This window comes from Burkholderia guangdongensis (assembly GCF_013403875.1).
In the GTDB taxonomy this organism is placed as follows: domain Bacteria; phylum Pseudomonadota; class Gammaproteobacteria; order Burkholderiales; family Burkholderiaceae; genus Burkholderia; species Burkholderia guangdongensis.
This window is the reverse complement of record NZ_JACBNX010000028.1, coordinates 1-17,256: the sequence shown is the minus strand read 5'-3', so window position 1 is coordinate 17,256 and position 17,256 is coordinate 1. Positions and strand designations below refer to the sequence as shown.

Below are 17,256 nucleotides of genomic sequence, written 5' to 3'. Positions count from 1 at the left end.
CGATGTTCGACGCGCGGCGCGGTCCCATGCGGGTTCGGTCAGCCGACCGCCTGCATCAGCGCGGCCGGTACGTTGTGGCCATAGCAGCGCTCCTCGGCGCGCTCGGCGATGCGCCAGCCGTGCGCGGTGCGTACGAAGCGGTCGATGTACCAGAGGCCGAGAAACATCACCTGCGTGCCGCCGTCCGGCAGCGCGACCTCCATCGGATTGAAGCAGATCGTGCGGCCGTGCGCGCTGTTGTTGTCGCTGTCGCCGTCGAGCCGGATCGACACGTTGCCGACCATGTGCTGATAGTTCGGAAACGTCGGCAGCACCTCGCGCAGCCACGCTTTCACGTCCGGAAAGCGGCCGTCGATGCCGCCCATCGCGCGGTAGTCGATATACGCGTCGGGCGTGAACACCGCGTCGAGCGCATCGAAGTGCCGGGCGTCGATCGCGGTCGAATAGTCGACGACCAACTGGCGGATCTCGTGATGATCGGAAAGGGTTTGCAGATCGAGCATCGGGCGGCTCCGTTCACGTGGTGCCGCGCTCACGCGCGCGAGCCGTTGCGCGCCGCGTGCAGCGCTTCGGCGCGCTGCTTCACGTCGCGCGCGCACTGATCGAAGCCCTGCTTCACCCAGGCGCCATGGTTCTGCATGATCGTGTCCGCGTTGACGCCGAGGAACTGGTCGGTCGTGAAATAGCGGCAGCGGTCGGGGCCGTCGGCCTCGACGTACTGGTCGCGGCGCGCGGCATCCTTGTTGTCGTCGGTCGGGCGCTGCTCCCACGACAGCAGGCGCTCGGGCTCCCACGCGACCAGGCATTCGTTGACCGGAATCACCGTATCGGTGCCCGGAATCCGGACCTGCATGTAGACGAGATCGCCGAGGCGGCCGGTCGTGTCGAGCCCGACGCAGAAGCTGTTCCACTCCGCGTAGCGCGGGAAGTCGGTCAGCACTTCCCAGACGACGGAGGCCGGTGCGTCGATGTCGACGGTGAGCGAGGTAACGAGATTGGCTGCTTTGGTCATGATGGCGTGAAGGATCGGAGTGGGACGGGGCGGATCGGCCATCGCGCAGCGGGACCGCGCGACCGATACGCGTAGAGCGTAGTCGGTCGCGGGTGGCGGGAAATCGTCGGAATGGATGAGGGCGGGATGCGTGCGATGCCATCGAGCTCAACGCAACTGCGTCGCCGCGAGGAACAGCACCATGCCGCCGATCGCAGCGTCGAGCACGCGCCATGCGATCGCGCGCCGGAACCACGGCGCGAGCAGCCGCGCGCCGTAGCCGAGCGCGACGAACCAGACGGCGCTCACCGTCATCGCGCCGACCGCGAACGCGAGCCGCGCGCCGTCCGGCTCGCGCGCGCCGGCGGTGCCGATCAGCAGGAACGTGTCGAGATAGACGTGCGGGTTGAGCCACGTGAACGCGAGCGTCATCGCGACGACCGCGAGCGCAGGCTGTGGCTTCTGCTGTTGCTGCGCTGCCGGCTCGCCACGGACGTCGAGCGTCTCGTGGCCGGGCCTGAGCGCGCGCCGCAACGCGTTCAGGCCGAACCAGGCGAGATACGCGAGCCCGGCGTAGAGCACCGCGTGTACGAACGCCGGGTAGCGTCCGACGAGCGCGGATGCGCCGCCGACGCCCGCCGCGATCAGGATCATGTCGGACAGCGCGCAGAGCACGACGATCTTGCCGACGTGCGCGCGCAGGATGCCCTGCCGAAGCACGAACGCGTTCTGCGCGCCGATCGTGACGATCAGCGACGCGCACAGCGCGGCGCCGTGAGAATAAGCGAGCCAGTTCATAGTGGGGGAAAGCCGTGGACGGATGAATCGGATGGCGTTAGTCTGCGGGTTCCAGTGGAGTAAGAGAAGCTAAATAGACTAATGTCGATTAAGGAACGCTAATGCTCGACTATGCGCTGCTCGACGCGCTTGCGGCCGTGATCCGTCACGGCTCGTTCGAACGCGCCGCGAAGGAGCTGAACGTGACGGCGTCCGCGGTGTCACAGCGCGTGAAGCTGCTCGAGGAGCGGGTCGGCAGCGTGCTCGTGAAGCGTGGGCAGCCGTGCGTCGCGACGACGTCCGGCGCGCTGCTGTGCCGCCACACGGAGCGCGTGCAATTGCTCGAGGCGGAGCTGTCCGGGCGAATGCCGGCGCTGCCGGGCGCGCTCGCGTCCGCGTGGCCGACGCTGCGCATCGCGGTCAACGACGACAGCGTCGCGACGTGGTTCATCGACGCGGTCGGCCCGTTCTGCGCGGAGCGCGAGACGTTGCTCGACCTCGTGATCGACGATCAGGATCACACGGCCGCGCGCATTCGCGACGGCAGCGTGCAGGGCGCGGTGACCGCGCAGGCGGAGCCGATCCAGGGCTGCCGGTCGACGCGGCTCGGCCGGATGCGCTATCGCGCGGTCTGCTCGCCGGCTTTCCACGCGCGCTACTTCGACGCGGGGCTCACCCGCGACGCGCTTCGCCGCGCGCCGTGCGTGATGTTCAGCTCGAAGGACAGCCTGCAGGCGCGCTTCATCCGCCGCGTGACGCGCACGGATCTCGATCCACCGCAGCACTGGATACCGCACGTCGCCGGCTATCTGCGCGCGTGCGAGACGGGGCTCGGCTGGGGCATGTGCCCGGACCGGATGGTCGAGCGCCAACTGGCGGCGGGGGAACTGGTGGATCTGTCGGCGGAGCGGACCGTCGACGTCGATCTGTATTGGCAGAGCTGGCGCCTGTCGATCGGCTGGCTCGATGCGTTCAGTGAGGTGCTGAAGGCGCGCGCCGCGCTGTTTCTCGACTGACTCGTCGACTCAATTCGTCGGCTTGACTCGTCGGCTTGTCTCGTCGACCGACCTGCGGGATCAGACCCGCTGCAGCTCGTCGAAATCGACGATGCGCACCGCGCGGCCCTGCATCTCGATCAGGCCGCGCTTGCGGAACTTCGACAGCGTGCGGCTGACCGTTTCGAGCGTCATGCCGAGATAGCTGCCGATATCCTCGCGCGTCATCCGCAGATTGAATTCCGCCGGCGAATAGCCGCGCTTCCGGTAGCGCGACGACACGTCGAGCAGAAACGACACGATCCGCTCGTCGACGGTCAGCGCGCCGATCCGCATCGCCTGCGCGGTCTCGCGCACGATCTGCTCGCTCATCAGTTTGTGCATCCGGCGCTGCATCGTGTCCGCTTCCGCGCAGAGCGACGCGAGCGGGCGGTACGGAATCACGCAGACGGAGCTGTCCTCGAGCGCGATCGCGGTGCTCGGGTGCGTGTCGTCGGAAATGCCGTCGAGCCCGAGCGCCTCGCCCGCGAGATGCAGCCCGGTGACCTGCTCGCGGCCGTCGGCGCGGGTCGACACGGTTTTCAGCGACCCGGAGCGCACCGCGTACAGGTTGTGAAACACGTCGCCCGCGCGAAACACCGTTTCGCCGCGCTTGACCGGGCGGGCGGTGTGGATCACCGCTTCGAGCCGCGACAGCGCGGCCGGCGCGAGGCCATTCGGCATGCAGAGATGACCGAGCGCGCACGACGAGCAGTCCGGTACGTTGCGCGATGCTCGATAGCTGGCGGGGCGGGCGGCGGGGATGAGCATGGTCGGCGTGTATTGAAAGAAGCAGTCCGGCACATTATTCCACCGCAACCCGCCGCGATCGGGCGGCAAAACGTCGCGTTCAAACGTCGCGTTCAGCTCGACAGGTCCGTCAGCTCGATCACGCGCTCGGGCCGGCGCGCGTGCCACGGCCAGTGCTCGCGCCCGCGTGCCCGATGCTGCGGGCCGAGCGCGTCCGCGTCGAGCGGCGACGGCGCGTCGAACCCCTTCTCGACGACCGCGTAGCCGTCGCGCAGCGCGAGCGCCGGATGATTGCCGCCCGGCCGGCTGTCGAAGCCGGCGAGCCCGTCGGTGGCTTCGGGCACCGCGTTGACGAGCGACGCGTTGCTCGTCGTGATCTGGTCCGGCGACATCGCGTCGCCGCGCGCGAGGCGGGCCGCTTCGCGATTCTTGCCGTCGGTGTCGACGGTGCTGTCGTGCGTGTCTTCGTTGTAGAGCTCGACGCTGCGCGGATGCGCCGCGCGCCGGTTTTCAGCCGATTCCATCGCGAGTCTCCTGCGGCGGCGAATGCTTCCGGATTCAGGCAAGTCCCGTTCCGGACGTGACGGGAAAATGTGCACGAACGTTCGCCGCCGCCGTGTCGCGCGCGTTGATTTGGCGTGTTTTTTTCAGCTAGAAGACGCGTTTTCTACAGAGTATGATTCTTTTCCTGCGAAGCGGCGCACGGGGATGCAAAAGCTGCCGCTTCCGTCCGCAGGGCGCCGCAGCACCCGCGGGACGGTAGTGAACAAGAAAGTAAGAGACCTGGGCGAGCGCACTCATGCTATCGACATCTGCCTTCACACATCGCGGCTATCTATTGAACTGTGCGCCCGCGCGCACGGGCGACGGCTCATTCAAACCCTACGTGGTGATTTCGCGTTCGAGCGACGGCGAACTCGTCGCGAACCGGTTCTTTCCTTCCGACCTCCATTTCAACGACGAAGACACCGCGATCGCGCACGCGCGCGACTGGGCGGTGAGATGGATCGACGCGAGCAGCGTCACCGTCTGATTTGCCGCCTGATTTACCGCCTGAGTTACCGTCTGATTCGCGGCGGCGTTGGCCGTTCGGCCGACCCACGACGCAGGGCCGCGCGCCGGAAAACGCGGTAATCTTGCGACACCCGTCACTTTTATTCGCGGCCGAGCGGGCAAGCCCGGCCGCCTGCATTTGCCTATGTCGAAACCGTCCGTCCGTCAATGGGGCCTCGAGTCGATCGTCGCCGGCTTGCGCGAGTCGCGCGAACAATTGCACCGCACGCGCCACCCGCGCGGCATTCGCGAACTGCCGTCGCGCGACGCGATCTGCAGGATCGTCGCCGGGCTGCGCGCGGCGATGTTCCCGACGCACTACGGTGCGCCGGACCTGACCGACGAGAGCGTCGACTATTACGTCGGCCATACGCTCGAGAGCACGCTGCGGCTGTTGTCCGAGCAAATCCGCCGCGCGCTGCCGTTTCTGTCCGAGCACGCCGATTCGCCGTCCGCCGAGCTCGACAAACGCGCGTTCGAAATCGCGCGGGAACTCGGCGCGCAACTGCCCGCGATCCGCGCGCTGCTCGTCAGCGACATCCAGGCCGCGTACGCGGGCGATCCGGCCGCGCAGCACATCACCGAAATTCTGCTCTGCTATCCGGGCGTGTTCGCGATGATGCATCACCGGCTCGCGCATGCGCTCTATCGTCTCGGCGTGCCGCTGCTCGCGCGCTTCATCAACGAAATCGCGCATTCGGCGACCGGCATCGACATCCACCCGGGCGCGCAAATTGCCGCGAGCTTCTTCATCGATCACGGCACCGGCGTCGTGATCGGCGAGACGGCGATCATCGGCGAGCGCGTGCGCGTCTACCAGGCGGTGACGCTTGGCGCGAAGAGCTTCCCCGCCGACGGCGATGGCACGCTCGTGAAGGGCAACGCGCGGCATCCGATCGTCGAGGACGACGTCGTGATCTACGCGGGTGCGACGATCCTCGGCCGTGTGACGATCGGCCGCGGCTCAGTGATCGGCGGCAACGTGTGGCTCACGCACAGCGTGCCGCCGGGCAGCAGCGTCGCGCAGGGCAAGATCCGCGAAGGCGAGCGCGACGAGAAGCCGTAACGGCTGCCACGGTTGTCACGGTCGCTACGGTCGCTACGGTCGCTACGGTCGCTACGGTCGCTACGGTCGCTACGGTCGCGCGCGCCGAAGTCAGTGCTTGCTCGCCGGCGAGCGATGCTTGTAGAGCACGTCCTGATCGACGCGGATCAGGTTCTGGCCCGCATCGATGACGAAGTCGACGCCGTTGTACGCGGAGCCCGTCAGCAGCAGGATCGCGCGTGCGACGTCGTCGGGCCCGGCGACGCGCGCGAGCGGCGTCGCCGCGTGGCTCGCGTGCTCGAAGTCGGCGTCGGTCTGGTCGTCGCTCGGCAGCATCAGGCCGGGGAACACCGCGTTCACGCGCAGCACCGGCGCGGCCGACAGCGCGAGCATCTGCGTCAGGTTGCCGAGCGCGGCCTTCGCGACCGTGTAGCTGAAATGGTCGCGATGGAAGTTCTCCTTGATCTTCTGGTCGACGACGTTCACGACCACGCCCTGCGTGCCCGCCGCGCGCGCTCGCTCGTGGAACGCGCGCGTCAGCAGGATCGGCGCGCGGCAGTTGACGGCCCATGCGTTGTCGAACGCGGCGAGATCGAAGCTCGGAAAGTGGTCCTGCCAGAACACCGACGCGTTGTTCACGAGCACGTCGAGGCGGCCGAAGCGCGCGCACACCGCATCGATCAGCGCGGCGATCTGCGCGGCGTCGGACAGGTCAGCCTGGAAGGCCGCCGAGTCCGGGCCGCGCGCGGCGATCGCGTTCGCGGTGGCGTGCGCGGCGTCGGCCGAACGGTCGTAATGGATGGCGGTGCGGTAGCCCGCGGCGGCGAAATGTTCGGCGAACGCGCGCCCCGCGCGGCGGGCCGCGCCGGTCACGAGCACGACAGGCGCCACGGGTGCCGCGGGTGTCGCCGCTTGCGTCGTCTGCGCCATCACGTGTTCGTCAGGTTCACCGACGACGGATTCGCGACGATCGACAGGAATTCGCGCCGCGTCGACGGATCGCTGCGGAACGTGCCGAGCATCCGCGACGTGACCATCTCGACGCCGGGTTTGTGGATGCCGCGCGTCGAGATGCACTGGTGCGCGGCTTCCAGGATCACGCCGACCCCCTTCGGCTGCAACACCTCAAACAGCGTATCGGCGATCTGAACGGTCATTTTTTCCTGGATCTGCAGGCGCTTCGCGAATGCGTCGACGAGCCGCGCGAGCTTCGAGATCCCGACCACGCGATGATTCGGCAGATACGCGACGTGCGCGCGGCCGATGATCGGCACCATGTGATGCTCGCAGTAGCTTTCGAAGCGGATGTCCTTCAGCACGATCATCTCGTCGTAGCCGTCGACTTCGCTGAACGTGCGCGCGAGGATGTCGCGCGGCTCCAGCGCGTAGCCCGCGAAGAACTCCTCGTAGGCGCGCACGACGCGCGCCGGCGTGTCGAGCAGCCCTTCGCGGGCGGGATCGTCGCCCGCCCAGCGCAGCAGCACGCGGACGGCTTCTTCGGCCTCGTCGCGGGACGGCCGGGCGTCGGCTCGCGAGGATTTTTTTCTCATCTATTGGCTCCATCGAGACGGCCGCCGGCGGCGGCGCGGTTGGGGGAGATTGTTTCATGCTTTCGCGCGTCGTGCGCGGCATGCAGTCGGACGCTCACGTCAGCCTCCGCCGGGCCGCCCCAAGGAGGCTGACCGCCCCCTCGGGGGGCAGCGAACGTAGTGAGCGTGGGGGCCGTTCGCGTCAGCCTCCGCCGGGCCGCCCCAAGGAGGTTGACCGCCCCCTCGGGGGGCAGCGAACGTAGTGAGCGTGGGGGCTGTTCATTTCGGCCATTCGTCCTGCTCGTCGTTGAACAGGGACGAGACCACGCCGCGCAGCCAGGCCGTGCGCGGATCGTTGTGGAACTTGCGATGCCAGTGCTGCTTCAGGTCGAAGCGGGGCAGCGGCAGCGGCGGCTCGACCGGCGTGATGAACGCGTGCTCGGCCGCATACGCGTGGCCGATCGCGTGCGGCACGGTCGCGATCAGGTCGGTGCGGCTCAGGATGAACGGCAGGCTCATGAAGTGCGGCGTCTCGAGCACCGCGCGCCGGTGCATCCGCCGCTTCGCGAGGTATTTCTCGAGCACTTCCTGGCTGCGTCCCTCGGCGCGCACGACCGCGTGCCCGCACGCGAGGAACTGCTCGACCGTGAACGGCCGCGTCCGCTCGAGCGGATGCCCGCGCCGCATCAGGCACACGAAGCGGTGCGTGAACAGCCGCTGCTGGAAGAAGTTGTTGCCGTCGAGATCCGGGAAATAGCCGACCGCGAGATCGATGCTGCCCGCCTCGAGGCCGCGCCCGACCTCGTCGTGCGGCAGCGACACCGAGCGCAGGTTCACGTGCGGCGCGCGCGTCGAGAATGCCTGCAGCAGCCGCGGCAGGAACACGATCTCGCCGACGTCGGACAGCGCGATCGAGAACGTATGCGTGCTCGTCGCCGGATCGAAGTCGTGCGGCGCGACGAGGCCGCGCTCGATCTGCGCGAGCGCGTCGCGCGCCGCGGGCAGCAGCGCGAGCGCGCGCGGCGTCGGCTCCATGCCGCGCGACGTGCGCACGAACAACGGGTCGCCGAAATAGTCGCGCAGCCGGCCGAGCGCTGCGCTCACGCGCGGCTGGCTCACGCCGAGCCGGTCGCCGGCGCGGCTCACGTTACGCGTCTCGTCGAGCGCGACGAGGTACGGAATCAGGTTCAGATCGAGCACTTCCATCGCTGCACCACTATTTGTAAAACGTATATAACTTATCTCCTAAATCGCGTTGCCGCATAGTCGGGAAAGCGCTGAAATGCGTTCAACCATTCGAACCAATGTTCTGGAGACGAACAATGCGCACCCAAGTCGCGATCATCGGCGCCGGCCCGGCTGGCCTTCTGCTTTCCCATCTGCTGCGCCTGCAGGGCGTGGATTCCGTGCTCGTCGAGGCGCGCTCGCGCGAATACTGCGAGAACCGGATCCGCGCCGGCGTGCTCGAGCAGGGCACCGTCGACACGCTGAACGCCGCCGGCCTCGGCGACCGGATGCGCCGCGAAGGGCTCATCCATCACGGGATCGAGCTGCTGTTCGCCGGGCAGCGCCACCGGATCGACCTGAGCAGCCTCACCGGCGGGCGCGCGATCACCGTGTACAGCCAGCACGAAGTCGTGCGCGACCTGATCGCGGCGGCCGTCGAGCACGGTCACGACATGCATTTCGAGGTCCGCGACGTCGCGCTGCACAACGTCGACGGCGAGCGCCCGTTCGTCACGTTCACGCACGCCGACGGCCGTGCGGATCGCATCGACTGCGACTACATCGCCGGCTGCGACGGCTTCCACGGGATCGCGCGCCAGACGATTCCCGCCGAGCGGCTGCGCACGTTCGAGCGCGTGTATCCGTACGCATGGCTCGGGATTCTCGCCGACGCGGCGCCGTCGCTCGACGAACTCGTGTACGCGCATCACGACCACGGCTTCGCGCTGTTCTCGATGCGCTCGCCGTCGGTCACGCGCCTGTATCTGCAATGCCGGCCCGACGAGAACCTCGACGAATGGTCCGACGCGCGGATCTGGGACGAACTGCATACGCGCTTCTCGAACGACACCGGCTGGACGCCGGCCGAGGGCCGGATCACGCAGAAGAGCGTGACGCCGATGCGCAGCTTCGTGTCGGAGACGATGCAGTACGGGCGGCTGTTCCTCGCCGGCGACGCCGCGCACATCGTGCCGCCGACCGGCGCGAAGGGGATGAACCTCGCGGTGGCCGACGTCCGCGCGCTGGCCCGCGCGTTCGGCGCGCGCTACCGCGACGGCGACGCGGCGCCGCTCGACGGGTACTCGTCGACCTGCCTCGAGCGCGTGTGGCGCGCCGAGCATTTCTCGTACTTCATGACGAACATGCTGCACCCGTCCGCCGACGACACCCCGTTCCTGAACCGCCTGAAGCTCGCCGAGCTGAAGTACGTGTCGCGCTCGCGCGCCGCCGCGCAGGCCCTCGCCGAGAACTACGTCGGCCTGCCGTTCGACGACGAAGCGGCGCCCGGCGCGTAAATGACGTCGGCGACATCGCGGACATCGCCGACATCGCCGACGTCCGGCTCTTCCCGCCTTGACAACGCCCGCGACGGCACCCTATGATCGCCGCAACGTTCGCTAAACGAATAGTGGTTCGATAGGCGAACAAATTCCGGGCGACGGACGAGCCCGGCCCGGCACGCGCGCCGCGCGTGCTTCTCCGCCGGCCGCGCAACGGGCCGCGGGTTCGTATCAGGAATCAGGAAGAGACATGATCAACAAGATTTTCGAATCGCTTCAGTCGGCGGTGGCCGACATTCACGACGGCGCGACGATCATGATCGGCGGCTTCGGCACGGCCGGCATGCCGTCCGAGCTGATCGACGCGCTGATCGAGCAGGGCGCGCGCGACCTGACGATCGTCAACAACAACGCGGGCAACGGCGAGACCGGGCTGGCGGCGCTGTTGAAGGCGAAGCAGGTGCGCAAAATCATCTGCTCGTTTCCGCGCCAGTCGGATTCGCAGGTGTTCGACGGGCTGTATCGTGCGGGCGAGATCGAGCTCGAGCTCGTGCCGCAGGGCAACCTCGCGGAGCGGATCCGCGCGGCGGGCGCCGGGATCGGCGGCTTCTTCACGCCGACCGGCTTCGGCACGAAGCTGGCCGAAGGCAAGGAAACGCGGATGATCGACGGCCGGCAGTACGTGTTCGAGACGCCGATCCACGCCGACTTCGCGCTCGTGAAGGCGTATCAGGGCGACCGCTGGGGCAATCTCGTGTACCGGAAGACCGCGCGCAACTTCGGGCCGATCATGGCCAGCGCCGCGAAGACCGCGATCGTGCAGGTGTCGCAGGTCGTGCCGCTCGGCAGCCTGAACCCCGAGCACATCGTGACGCCGGGCATCTTCGTGCAGCGCATCGTCGAAGTGCCGCAAGCCGCGCATGCGGCCGAACTCGCCGCATCCCAAGCCGCCTGACCGCCCGAGGAGATCACACATGAAACGACTGACCCGCGATGAAATGGCCAAGCGCGTCGCGCAGGACATCCCCGAAGGCGCGTATGTGAACCTCGGCATCGGCGTGCCGACGCTCGTCGCGAACCATCTCGATCCGAGCAAGGAAATCTTCCTGCACAGCGAGAACGGCCTGCTCGGCATGGGCCCGGCGCCCGCGCCCGGCCAGGAGGACGACGAGCTGATCAACGCCGGCAAGCAGCACGTGACGCTGCTGACCGGCGGCGCGTATTTCCACCACGCCGATTCGTTCGCGATGATGCGCGGCGGCCACCTCGACTACTGCGTGCTCGGCGCGTTCCAGGTGTCGGTGGACGGCGATCTCGCGAACTGGCACACCGGCGCGCCCGACGCGATTCCCGCCGTCGGCGGCGCGATGGACCTCGCGATCGGCGCGAAGCAGGTGTTCGTGATGATGGAGCACCTGACGAAGCAGGGCGAGAGCAAGGTCGTCGCCGCGTGCTCGTATCCGGTGACCGGCGTGCAGTGCGTGAGCCGCATCTACACGGATCTCGCGGTGCTCGACGTGACGGCCGACGGGCTCGCGGTGCGCGAGATCTTCACGGACCTGTCGTTCGACGAGCTGCAGAAGCTGACCGGCGTGCCGCTGATCGACGCGACGCGCTTTGCAGCCTGAACCTGTCCGCCTGAACCCGTCCGCCTGATTCTGGTAGCCAGATTGCGGCAGCCAGATTGCGGCAGCCTGAGCCGCGCACCGGCCTGCGCATCGCGCGCATGCCGGTGCGCTTCGTTGGACAATATCCGCACCGCGTTTCCCATCCTGACGCCATGCTCGAAGACAGCGCCCGCCTGACCTCCCTCATCTGCGGCACCGAGCCGCTCAACCGGATCTGGTCGCCGCGCGCGACCGTCCAGCGCATGCTCGACGTCGAGGCGGCGCTCGCGCGCGCGCTCGCCGCGCGGCAGGTGATTCCGGCCGCCGCGGTGCCCGCGATCGAACGCGCGTGCGACGCCGACCAGCTCGACGCGGACGCGCTCGCGCGCGGCGCGGCGCTCGGCGGCAATCTCGCGATTCCACTCGTCAAGCTGCTGACCGCGAACGTGAAGGAACACGACCCGGAAGCCGCGAAGTACGTGCACTGGGGCGCGACGAGCCAGGACATCATCGATACCGCGACCGTGCTGCAGCTGCGCGATACGCTCGACGTGCTCGAGCCGCTGCTCGACGCGACCTGCGCATCGCTCGCCGAACTCGCGCGCACCCATCGCGCGACGCCGGCGATCGGCCGCACGTGGCTGCAGCAGGCGCTGCCGATCACGCTCGGTCTGAAGTTCGCGCAGTGGCTCGACGCGCTGCTGCGCCATCGCGCGCGCTTCGCTGAACTGCGCGCGCGCGCGCTCGTGCTGCAGTTCGGCGGCGCGGCCGGCACGCTCGCGAGCCTGCGCGACGCGGCATCCGGCGTCGCGGCGTCGCTCGCCGCGGATCTTGAGCTCGCGCTGCCGGCCGTGCCGTGGCACACGCAGCGCGACCGGATCGCGGAGGCGGCCGCGTGCTTCGGCATGCTGATCGGCACGCTCGGCAAGATCGCGCGCGACGTATCGCTGCAGATGCAGACCGAGGTCGGCGAGCTCGGCGAGCCGGCCGCGGCCGGCAAAGGCGGTTCGTCGACGATGCCGCACAAGCGCAATCCGGTCGGTTGCGCGGCGGTGCTGACCGCGGCCGTGCGCGCGCCGGGCCTCGTCGCGACGGTGTTCGCGGGGATGGTGCAGGAGCACGAGCGCGCGCTCGGCGGCTGGCAGGCCGAATGGGACGCGCTGCCGGACCTCGCGCGTCTGGCGGGCGGCGCGCTCGCGCAGATCGCGCAGATCGCCGCCGGCCTCGACGTGAACACCGAACGGCTCGCCGCGAATCTCGACCTGACGCGCGGGCTGATCCTCGGCGAAGCGGTGATGCTCGCGCTCGGCGACAAGATCGGCCGGCTCGATGCGCATCACGTCGTCGAACATGCGTCGAAGGAGGCGGTGCGCACCGGCGCGACGCTCTTCGACGTGCTCGCGGCCGACCCGACCGTCGCCGCGCATCTGTCGCGCGACGCGCTCGAACGTCTGCTCGATCCCGCTCACTACGTCGGCGACGCGCATGCGTACGTCGACGCCGTGCTCGCTTCCTATGCGAGCGCGCTGAACCGACCCTAAGGAGATATCCGATGCCCTTCGCCACCCTCGACGGCGTGAAACTGCATTACCGGATCGACCGTGCCGCGCGCGCCGACGCGCCGTGGCTCGTGTTCTCGAACTCGCTCGGCGCCGACCTGCAGATGTGGGCGCCGCAGATTCTGCCGCTGACGCAGCACTTCAACATCTTGCGCTACGACACGCGCGGCCATGGCCACTCCGACGCGCCGACTGGCTCGTACACGATCGACCAGCTCGCGGGCGACGTGATCGGCCTGCTCGACCACGTCGGCATCGCGCAGGCGTTTTTCTGCGGGATCTCGATGGGTGGCCTGACGGGCGCGGCGCTCGCCGCGCGCTATCCGTCGCGGATCGTGCGTGCGGTGCTCGCGAACACCGCCGCGAAGATCGGCTCGCCCGAAGTGTGGGCGCCGCGCGCGCAGAAGGCACGCGCCGAAGGGATGGCCGCGCTTGCCGACGCGGTGCTGCCGCGCTGGTTCACGAACGCGTTCGTCGAGCGCGAGCCGCGCCTGTTCGACGCGATCCGCGACACGTTCGTCCATACCGACAAGGACGGCTATGCGGCGAACTGCGACGCGCTGAACGCGGCGGACCTGCGCGAGGAAGTGAAGGGAATCGCGCTGCCGGTGCTCGTCGTGACGGGCGCGCACGACATGTCGACGCCGCCCGATCAGGGCCGCGCGCTGGCCGCCGCGATTGCGGGCGCGAAGCACGTCGAATTCGACGCCGCGCACATCTCCAACATCGAGTGCACGGACGGCTTCAACCGCGCGCTGCTCGATTTTCTGACCGCCTGAGGGACGCACGATGGACGACCAGCAACGTTACGAAGCAGGGATGCAGGTGCGCCGCGCGGTGCTCGGCGACGCGCACGTCGACCGCTCGATCGCGAACCGCAACGAAGTGACCGAGGAATTCCAGAACTTCATCACGCGCTATGCGTGGGGCGAGATCTGGACGCGCGACGGGCTGCCGCGCCACACGCGCAGCCTGCTGACGATCGCGATGATGGTCGCGCTGAACCGCGGCGAGGAGCTCGCGCTGCATCTGCGCGCGGCGCGCAACAACGGCGTCACGCGCGACGAGATCAAGGAAGTGCTGCTGCAGACCGCGATCTACTGCGGCGTGCCGGCCGCGAACTCGGCGTTCCATCTCGCGGACCGGATCTTCAAGGAGCAGGACGCGGCTGGTTAAGCGCGCTGGCAACGTATCAGCGCGCCGAGCATCCCATGGCGATGCGCAATCACAGGAGACAAACGATGAACCGCCCCTCGGCCGTCAACGTACAGACCTTCATCAACGATCAGCCATTCGGCGCCTTTCAGTGGCTGATCTTCTTCATGTGTTTCGTGATCGTGCTGCTCGACGGTTTCGACACGGCGGCGATCGGCTTCATCGCGCCGTCGCTGCTGACCGAATGGCATCTGGCGAAGCCGGACCTCGCGCCGGTGCTGAGCGCCGCGCTGTTCGGTCTCGCATGCGGCGCGCTCGTGTCGGGGCCGCTGTCCGACCGGCTCGGGCGCCGGATGCTGCTGCTCGGCTCGGTGTTCCTGTTCGGCGTGGCGTGCCTCGCGTCCGCGTTCTCGTCGAGCATCGGGCAGCTCACGACGCTGCGCTTCGTCACCGGCGTCGGCCTTGGCGCGGCGATGCCGAACGCGGTCACGATGATGGGCGAGTTCTGCCCGGACCGTCGCCGCGCGACTGTGATCAACCTGATGTTCTGCGGCTTTCCGCTCGGCGCGGCGTTCGGCGGCTTCCTCGCCGCGTGGATGATTCCGCATCTCGGCTGGCGCAGCGTGCTGATGCTCGGCGGCACGACGCCGCTGGTGCTCGGCGTGCTGCTGCTCGTGAAGATGCCGGAATCGGTGCGCTTCATGGTCGCGAACGGCCAGCCGGTCGACCGGATCCGCACGACGCTTGCGCGCATTTCGCGCGACGCGTTGAACGCGGTTTCGTTCGCGATGACCGAGACCGCGCCGCAGACCGGCGGCAACGGGCTCGGCGTCGTGCTGTCGCGCTCGTACATCGTCGGCTCGGTGATGCTCTGGATCGCTTACTTCATGGGGCTGGTGATCTTCTACGCGTCGATCAACTGGATGCCGATCCTGCTGAAGGAGGCCGGCCTGACCCCGAAAAGCGCGACGCTGATCTCCGCGCTGTTCCCGCTCGGCGGCGTCGGCGCGGTGCTGTGCGGGATGCTGATGGATCGCTTCAACGCGAACCGCGTGATTGCGGTGTGCTATGCGCTGACGGCGGTCAGCGTGTACGGGATCGGGCAGGCGGTCGGCAACGTCGGGCTGCTCGTGCTGATCGTGTTCGTCGCCGGCGTGCTGATGAACACCGCGCAGTCGTCGCTGCCCGCGCTCGCGGCGGCGTTTTATCCGACCGCCGGGCGCGGCACCGGCGTCGCGTGGATGCTCGGCGTCGGACGCTTCGGCGGCATCGCGGGGTCGTTTCTTGTGGCCGAACTGACGCGCCGTCACGTCACGTTCGCGGGCGTGTTCGCGACGATCGCGGTGGCCGGCTTGCTGTCGTGCATCGCGTTGCTGATCAAGCAGATGGCGCGGCCCCATGACGCGACCGCGACGGGCGGCGTCGAGTCGCTCGGGCACTGATCGGTAGGGCCCGAACGCAACTCACGCCGCCGCGTACGGGCTTTGCTATGAAAGGGCGCTTGTTTGGCGCGCGTTCCGGCGCCGCTATTCCTCCGCGTCGTGCTCCTTCACGAAGTGCCGCAGATACGCGCGCAGCGCGGCATCGCGGGCGCGATGATCGGCGATGTTCGGCGCGCCCATGTCCGCCTCGTCGCCGAACAGCGTCCGCGGCGCGCCGTAGGTGCCGACCTCCATGTGTTCGCGCAGCACGCGAATGTCGTGCGTCAGTTGATGATATTCGGCGATCCAGTGCATCCCTTCGATGTGCTCGCCCGTTCTCAGCATCGGCTTCATCGGCGTCTCCCGACTGCGGCGCGCATCCCGGCAGACCGGCTTCGCGCGCCCGGAACCCAAGCGTACGCCCGCGCGCGGCGAATCACAACGGGTGCGCCGCGGCGGGCGTCAGTGCGTGAGCAGGCGTGCGACGAGCGGATACAGGGACAGAATCAGCAGCAGCGCCATCGTCACGTTGAACGCGCGCAGCGCGCGGCGGTTCGACAGGAAGCGCCGCAGGCCGACGCCGAACGCGGCCCACATCGTGATGCACGGCAGGCCGATCACGATGAACACGACGGCCATCCACATCGCGCTCTGGCCATAGTCGGCCGACAGGCGGATCGTCGTCGCGGCGGTCAGCACCATCATCCATGCCTTCGGATTGATCCACTGGAAAGCGGCCGCTTCGACGAACGTCATCGGGCGCGTCTTGCCGCCGCTCGTCTTTACGTCGCCGGACGTGCCGATTCGCCACGCGAGATACAGCAGGTACGCGACGCTCGCGGCTTCGAGCACCGTATACAGGATCGGCAGGCGCTCGAATGCCTGGCCGAGGCCGAAGCCGACGGACAGCATCAGGATCGCGCAGCCGAGGCTGATGCCGAGGATGTGCGGAACCGTGCGGCGGAACCCGAAGTTCACGCCGGACGCGAGCAGCATCGTGTTGTTCGGGCCGGGCGTGATCGTCGTGACGAACGCGAACAGCATGCCGGCCGGGAGTGCGCTCAGCGCGATCAGGTTCATGGTGTCGCTCTCCATTCGGTGCGTTGATGTGGGGAATGGAGAGAGTGTAGCGGGATGGAGCGGTACGGTACCGGTACAGTTTGATTGACGGTTGCCGGTACGGGGTGGGTCTCGTCGGGGTTTGTCCGTCTCAATTCGTGCTGGCTCGCCGCCCTCCGTCCACACGTCACCTGACGCGAGATAGCGCTTGCATGGCTACGGTATAGGGCGCACTCTCAAAAGGCTCGATCCGGCAGTTCAGCGCAATTCATTTGGAGAACCCGCATGTCCAAGCAAGCCGAACTGAAGTCAGCCGCGCCCTTCAGGCAAAGCGATTACGTGGACGTGCAAAAGGCTCGCGGCCTGGCACTGAAGCGCGCGGACAGCGAGCGCGCTCAGAAGCGGCTGGAAAATGACGCCCGCATCAATGTCAACGCGAGCAAGTGGCGTTATATCTGTCAGGAGGGTTAGATGGGGAAGAGTGACGTGACACTCAACTTTCCTAATCCCAGTCGCACCTACGATATTTCCAGACACTGTGTGTGCTTCTGGGGTTACGACGATTCTCGCGAGATTACCTTTCTGGTCGACGATGCGATGCTGGCGAGACTGAACGTCGACATGGATTCCGAGCCTATCCGGAACCTTGTGTGTGAGGCATAAACTGATGGCCAAGGAGCCACTTTATGCCACGCAAACGCAAGGAAGAAGTGACGATTGAACCGGGCAAGGGCTTGAACCTTGACCCGGAGCTGATCAAGCAACTGGT

Annotated in this window: 21 protein-coding genes and 1 pseudogene; 12 read left to right on the top strand and 10 right to left on the bottom strand. The window is 67.8% G+C overall.

The window, feature by feature from the left end; translation table 11 throughout:
* Positions 1-38: 38 nt before the first annotated feature.
* The 3 genes from HZI36_RS23380 to HZI36_RS23370 form a co-directional block, all read right to left on the bottom strand.
* A complete protein-coding gene (locus tag HZI36_RS23380) occupies positions 39-503 on the bottom strand; it encodes a nuclear transport factor 2 family protein (RefSeq protein ID WP_179405050.1) in 465 nt (154 codons plus the stop codon).
* Between the two features lie 29 nt (positions 504-532).
* Positions 533-1,012 (bottom strand): SRPBCC domain-containing protein, encoded by a 480-nt coding sequence (locus HZI36_RS23375; RefSeq protein ID WP_179405049.1) that lies wholly within the window; start codon positions 1,010-1,012, stop codon positions 533-535.
* A gap of 147 nt (positions 1,013-1,159) precedes the next feature.
* The gene (locus HZI36_RS23370; RefSeq protein WP_179405048.1) at positions 1,160-1,789 is read right to left on the bottom strand and encodes a LysE/ArgO family amino acid transporter; all 630 of its coding nucleotides are present in this window, start codon (positions 1,787-1,789) and stop codon (positions 1,160-1,162) included.
* Positions 1,790-1,890: 101 nt separating this feature from the next.
* Here HZI36_RS23370 and HZI36_RS23365 point away from each other — a divergent pair, with 101 nt between their 5' ends.
* Positions 1,891-2,784, top strand: coding sequence for a LysR family transcriptional regulator ArgP (locus HZI36_RS23365; protein ID WP_179405047.1), 894 nt, complete (start codon positions 1,891-1,893; stop codon positions 2,782-2,784).
* A 60-nt stretch (positions 2,785-2,844) separates the two neighbouring features.
* Here the strand turns inward: HZI36_RS23365 and HZI36_RS23360 are convergent, their stop codons facing one another.
* Both HZI36_RS23360 and HZI36_RS23355 read right to left on the bottom strand, forming a co-directional pair.
* Positions 2,845-3,573, bottom strand: coding sequence for a helix-turn-helix domain-containing protein (locus HZI36_RS23360; RefSeq protein ID WP_179405046.1), 729 nt, complete (start codon positions 3,571-3,573; stop codon positions 2,845-2,847).
* A gap of 92 nt (positions 3,574-3,665) precedes the next feature.
* Positions 3,666-4,076 carry a DUF3005 domain-containing protein gene (locus HZI36_RS23355; protein ID WP_179405045.1) on the bottom strand — a complete coding sequence of 137 codons (411 nt, stop codon included), beginning with the start codon at positions 4,074-4,076 and terminating at the stop codon, positions 3,666-3,668.
* A gap of 275 nt (positions 4,077-4,351) precedes the next feature.
* On the opposite strand from HZI36_RS23355, the gene HZI36_RS23350 reads away from it, so the two are divergent.
* Together HZI36_RS23350 and epsC are read left to right on the top strand one after the other, a co-directional pair.
* Entirely contained in the window at positions 4,352-4,585 is a 234-nt protein-coding gene (locus HZI36_RS23350; RefSeq protein ID WP_179405044.1) for a hypothetical protein, read from the top strand.
* Between the two features lie 165 nt (positions 4,586-4,750).
* Positions 4,751-5,671 (top strand): serine O-acetyltransferase EpsC, encoded by a 921-nt coding sequence (gene epsC / locus HZI36_RS23345; RefSeq protein WP_179405043.1) that lies wholly within the window; start codon positions 4,751-4,753, stop codon positions 5,669-5,671.
* A 90-nt stretch (positions 5,672-5,761) separates the two neighbouring features.
* Here the strand turns inward: epsC and HZI36_RS23340 are convergent, their stop codons facing one another.
* The 3 genes from HZI36_RS23340 to HZI36_RS23330 form a co-directional block, all read right to left on the bottom strand.
* Positions 5,762-6,580: an SDR family oxidoreductase gene (locus tag HZI36_RS23340; RefSeq protein WP_179405042.1), complete on the bottom strand. Its 819-nt coding sequence runs from the start codon at positions 6,578-6,580 to the stop codon at positions 5,762-5,764.
* Positions 6,580-7,200 (bottom strand): GTP cyclohydrolase I FolE, encoded by a 621-nt coding sequence (gene folE, locus HZI36_RS23335; protein ID WP_179405041.1) that lies wholly within the window; start codon positions 7,198-7,200, stop codon positions 6,580-6,582. Before folE ends, HZI36_RS23340 begins: the two co-directional genes overlap by 1 nt.
* A gap of 258 nt (positions 7,201-7,458) precedes the next feature.
* Entirely contained in the window at positions 7,459-8,385 is a 927-nt protein-coding gene (locus tag HZI36_RS23330; RefSeq protein WP_179405040.1) for a LysR family transcriptional regulator, read from the bottom strand.
* 116 nt (positions 8,386-8,501) lie between these two features.
* Between HZI36_RS23330 and HZI36_RS23325 the strand changes: the two genes are divergently transcribed.
* The 7 genes from HZI36_RS23325 (at position 8,502) to HZI36_RS23295 (ending at position 15,449) form a co-directional block, all read left to right on the top strand.
* A complete protein-coding gene (locus HZI36_RS23325) occupies positions 8,502-9,701 on the top strand; it encodes a 4-hydroxybenzoate 3-monooxygenase (protein ID WP_179405039.1) in 1,200 nt (399 codons plus the stop codon).
* Between the two features lie 235 nt (positions 9,702-9,936).
* Positions 9,937-10,641, top strand: coding sequence for a 3-oxoacid CoA-transferase subunit A (locus HZI36_RS23320; RefSeq protein ID WP_179405038.1), 705 nt, complete (start codon positions 9,937-9,939; stop codon positions 10,639-10,641).
* Positions 10,642-10,660: 19 nt separating this feature from the next.
* Complete coding sequence (locus tag HZI36_RS23315; RefSeq protein WP_179405037.1) at positions 10,661-11,314, top strand: CoA transferase subunit B; 654 nt, start codon at positions 10,661-10,663, stop codon at positions 11,312-11,314.
* A 152-nt stretch (positions 11,315-11,466) separates the two neighbouring features.
* Entirely contained in the window at positions 11,467-12,834 is a 1,368-nt protein-coding gene (locus HZI36_RS23310; RefSeq protein WP_179405036.1) for a 3-carboxy-cis,cis-muconate cycloisomerase, read from the top strand.
* 11 nt (positions 12,835-12,845) lie between these two features.
* Positions 12,846-13,631, top strand: coding sequence for a 3-oxoadipate enol-lactonase (gene pcaD, locus HZI36_RS23305; RefSeq protein ID WP_179405035.1), 786 nt, complete (start codon positions 12,846-12,848; stop codon positions 13,629-13,631).
* Positions 13,632-13,641: 10 nt separating this feature from the next.
* The gene (pcaC, locus tag HZI36_RS23300; RefSeq protein WP_179405034.1) at positions 13,642-14,028 is read left to right on the top strand and encodes a 4-carboxymuconolactone decarboxylase; all 387 of its coding nucleotides are present in this window, start codon (positions 13,642-13,644) and stop codon (positions 14,026-14,028) included.
* 65 nt (positions 14,029-14,093) lie between these two features.
* Positions 14,094-15,449: an MFS transporter gene (locus tag HZI36_RS23295; RefSeq protein WP_179405033.1), complete on the top strand. Its 1,356-nt coding sequence runs from the start codon at positions 14,094-14,096 to the stop codon at positions 15,447-15,449.
* 84 nt (positions 15,450-15,533) lie between these two features.
* Here the strand turns inward: HZI36_RS23295 and HZI36_RS23290 are convergent, their stop codons facing one another.
* Both HZI36_RS23290 and HZI36_RS23285 read right to left on the bottom strand, forming a co-directional pair.
* Complete coding sequence (locus tag HZI36_RS23290; protein ID WP_179405032.1) at positions 15,534-15,782, bottom strand: hypothetical protein; 249 nt, start codon at positions 15,780-15,782, stop codon at positions 15,534-15,536.
* A gap of 108 nt (positions 15,783-15,890) precedes the next feature.
* Complete coding sequence (locus tag HZI36_RS23285) at positions 15,891-16,508, bottom strand: LysE family translocator (protein WP_179405031.1); 618 nt, start codon at positions 16,506-16,508, stop codon at positions 15,891-15,893.
* Positions 16,509-16,772: 264 nt separating this feature from the next.
* Between HZI36_RS23285 and HZI36_RS23280 the strand changes: the two genes are divergently transcribed.
* Together HZI36_RS23280 and HZI36_RS23275 are read left to right on the top strand one after the other, a co-directional pair.
* Positions 16,773-16,958: a hypothetical protein gene (locus HZI36_RS23280; RefSeq protein ID WP_179405030.1), complete on the top strand. Its 186-nt coding sequence runs from the start codon at positions 16,773-16,775 to the stop codon at positions 16,956-16,958.
* A pseudogene (locus tag HZI36_RS23275) lies at positions 16,959-17,117 on the top strand (DUF1488 family protein); the annotation flags it as partial.
* Positions 17,118-17,256 lie beyond the last annotated feature (139 nt).

Coding starts and splice junctions, on each gene's coding strand:
- HZI36_RS23330 (WP_179405040.1), bottom strand. CDS start 8,385: ATGGAAGTGCTCGATCTGAACCTGATTCCGTACCTCGTCGCGCTCGAC.
- pcaD (WP_179405035.1), top strand. CDS start 12,846: ATGCCCTTCGCCACCCTCGACGGCGTGAAACTGCATTACCGGATCGAC.
- HZI36_RS23370 (WP_179405048.1), bottom strand. CDS start 1,789: ATGAACTGGCTCGCTTATTCTCACGGCGCCGCGCTGTGCGCGTCGCTG.
- HZI36_RS23285 (WP_179405031.1), bottom strand. CDS start 16,508: ATGAACCTGATCGCGCTGAGCGCACTCCCGGCCGGCATGCTGTTCGCG.
- folE (WP_179405041.1), bottom strand. CDS start 7,200: ATGAGAAAAAAATCCTCGCGAGCCGACGCCCGGCCGTCCCGCGACGAG.
- HZI36_RS23320 (WP_179405038.1), top strand. CDS start 9,937: ATGATCAACAAGATTTTCGAATCGCTTCAGTCGGCGGTGGCCGACATT.
- HZI36_RS23360 (WP_179405046.1), bottom strand. CDS start 3,573: ATGCTCATCCCCGCCGCCCGCCCCGCCAGCTATCGAGCATCGCGCAAC.
- HZI36_RS23290 (WP_179405032.1), bottom strand. CDS start 15,782: ATGAAGCCGATGCTGAGAACGGGCGAGCACATCGAAGGGATGCACTGG.
- HZI36_RS23355 (WP_179405045.1), bottom strand. CDS start 4,076: ATGGAATCGGCTGAAAACCGGCGCGCGGCGCATCCGCGCAGCGTCGAG.
- HZI36_RS23365 (WP_179405047.1), top strand. CDS start 1,891: ATGCTCGACTATGCGCTGCTCGACGCGCTTGCGGCCGTGATCCGTCAC.
- HZI36_RS23350 (WP_179405044.1), top strand. CDS start 4,352: ATGCTATCGACATCTGCCTTCACACATCGCGGCTATCTATTGAACTGT.
- HZI36_RS23310 (WP_179405036.1), top strand. CDS start 11,467: ATGCTCGAAGACAGCGCCCGCCTGACCTCCCTCATCTGCGGCACCGAG.
- epsC (WP_179405043.1), top strand. CDS start 4,751: ATGTCGAAACCGTCCGTCCGTCAATGGGGCCTCGAGTCGATCGTCGCC.
- HZI36_RS23380 (WP_179405050.1), bottom strand. CDS start 503: ATGCTCGATCTGCAAACCCTTTCCGATCATCACGAGATCCGCCAGTTG.
- HZI36_RS23280 (WP_179405030.1), top strand. CDS start 16,773: ATGTCCAAGCAAGCCGAACTGAAGTCAGCCGCGCCCTTCAGGCAAAGC.
- HZI36_RS23325 (WP_179405039.1), top strand. CDS start 8,502: ATGCGCACCCAAGTCGCGATCATCGGCGCCGGCCCGGCTGGCCTTCTG.
- HZI36_RS23375 (WP_179405049.1), bottom strand. CDS start 1,012: ATGACCAAAGCAGCCAATCTCGTTACCTCGCTCACCGTCGACATCGAC.
- pcaC (WP_179405034.1), top strand. CDS start 13,642: ATGGACGACCAGCAACGTTACGAAGCAGGGATGCAGGTGCGCCGCGCG.
- HZI36_RS23315 (WP_179405037.1), top strand. CDS start 10,661: ATGAAACGACTGACCCGCGATGAAATGGCCAAGCGCGTCGCGCAGGAC.
- HZI36_RS23340 (WP_179405042.1), bottom strand. CDS start 6,580: ATGGCGCAGACGACGCAAGCGGCGACACCCGCGGCACCCGTGGCGCCT.
- HZI36_RS23295 (WP_179405033.1), top strand. CDS start 14,094: ATGAACCGCCCCTCGGCCGTCAACGTACAGACCTTCATCAACGATCAG.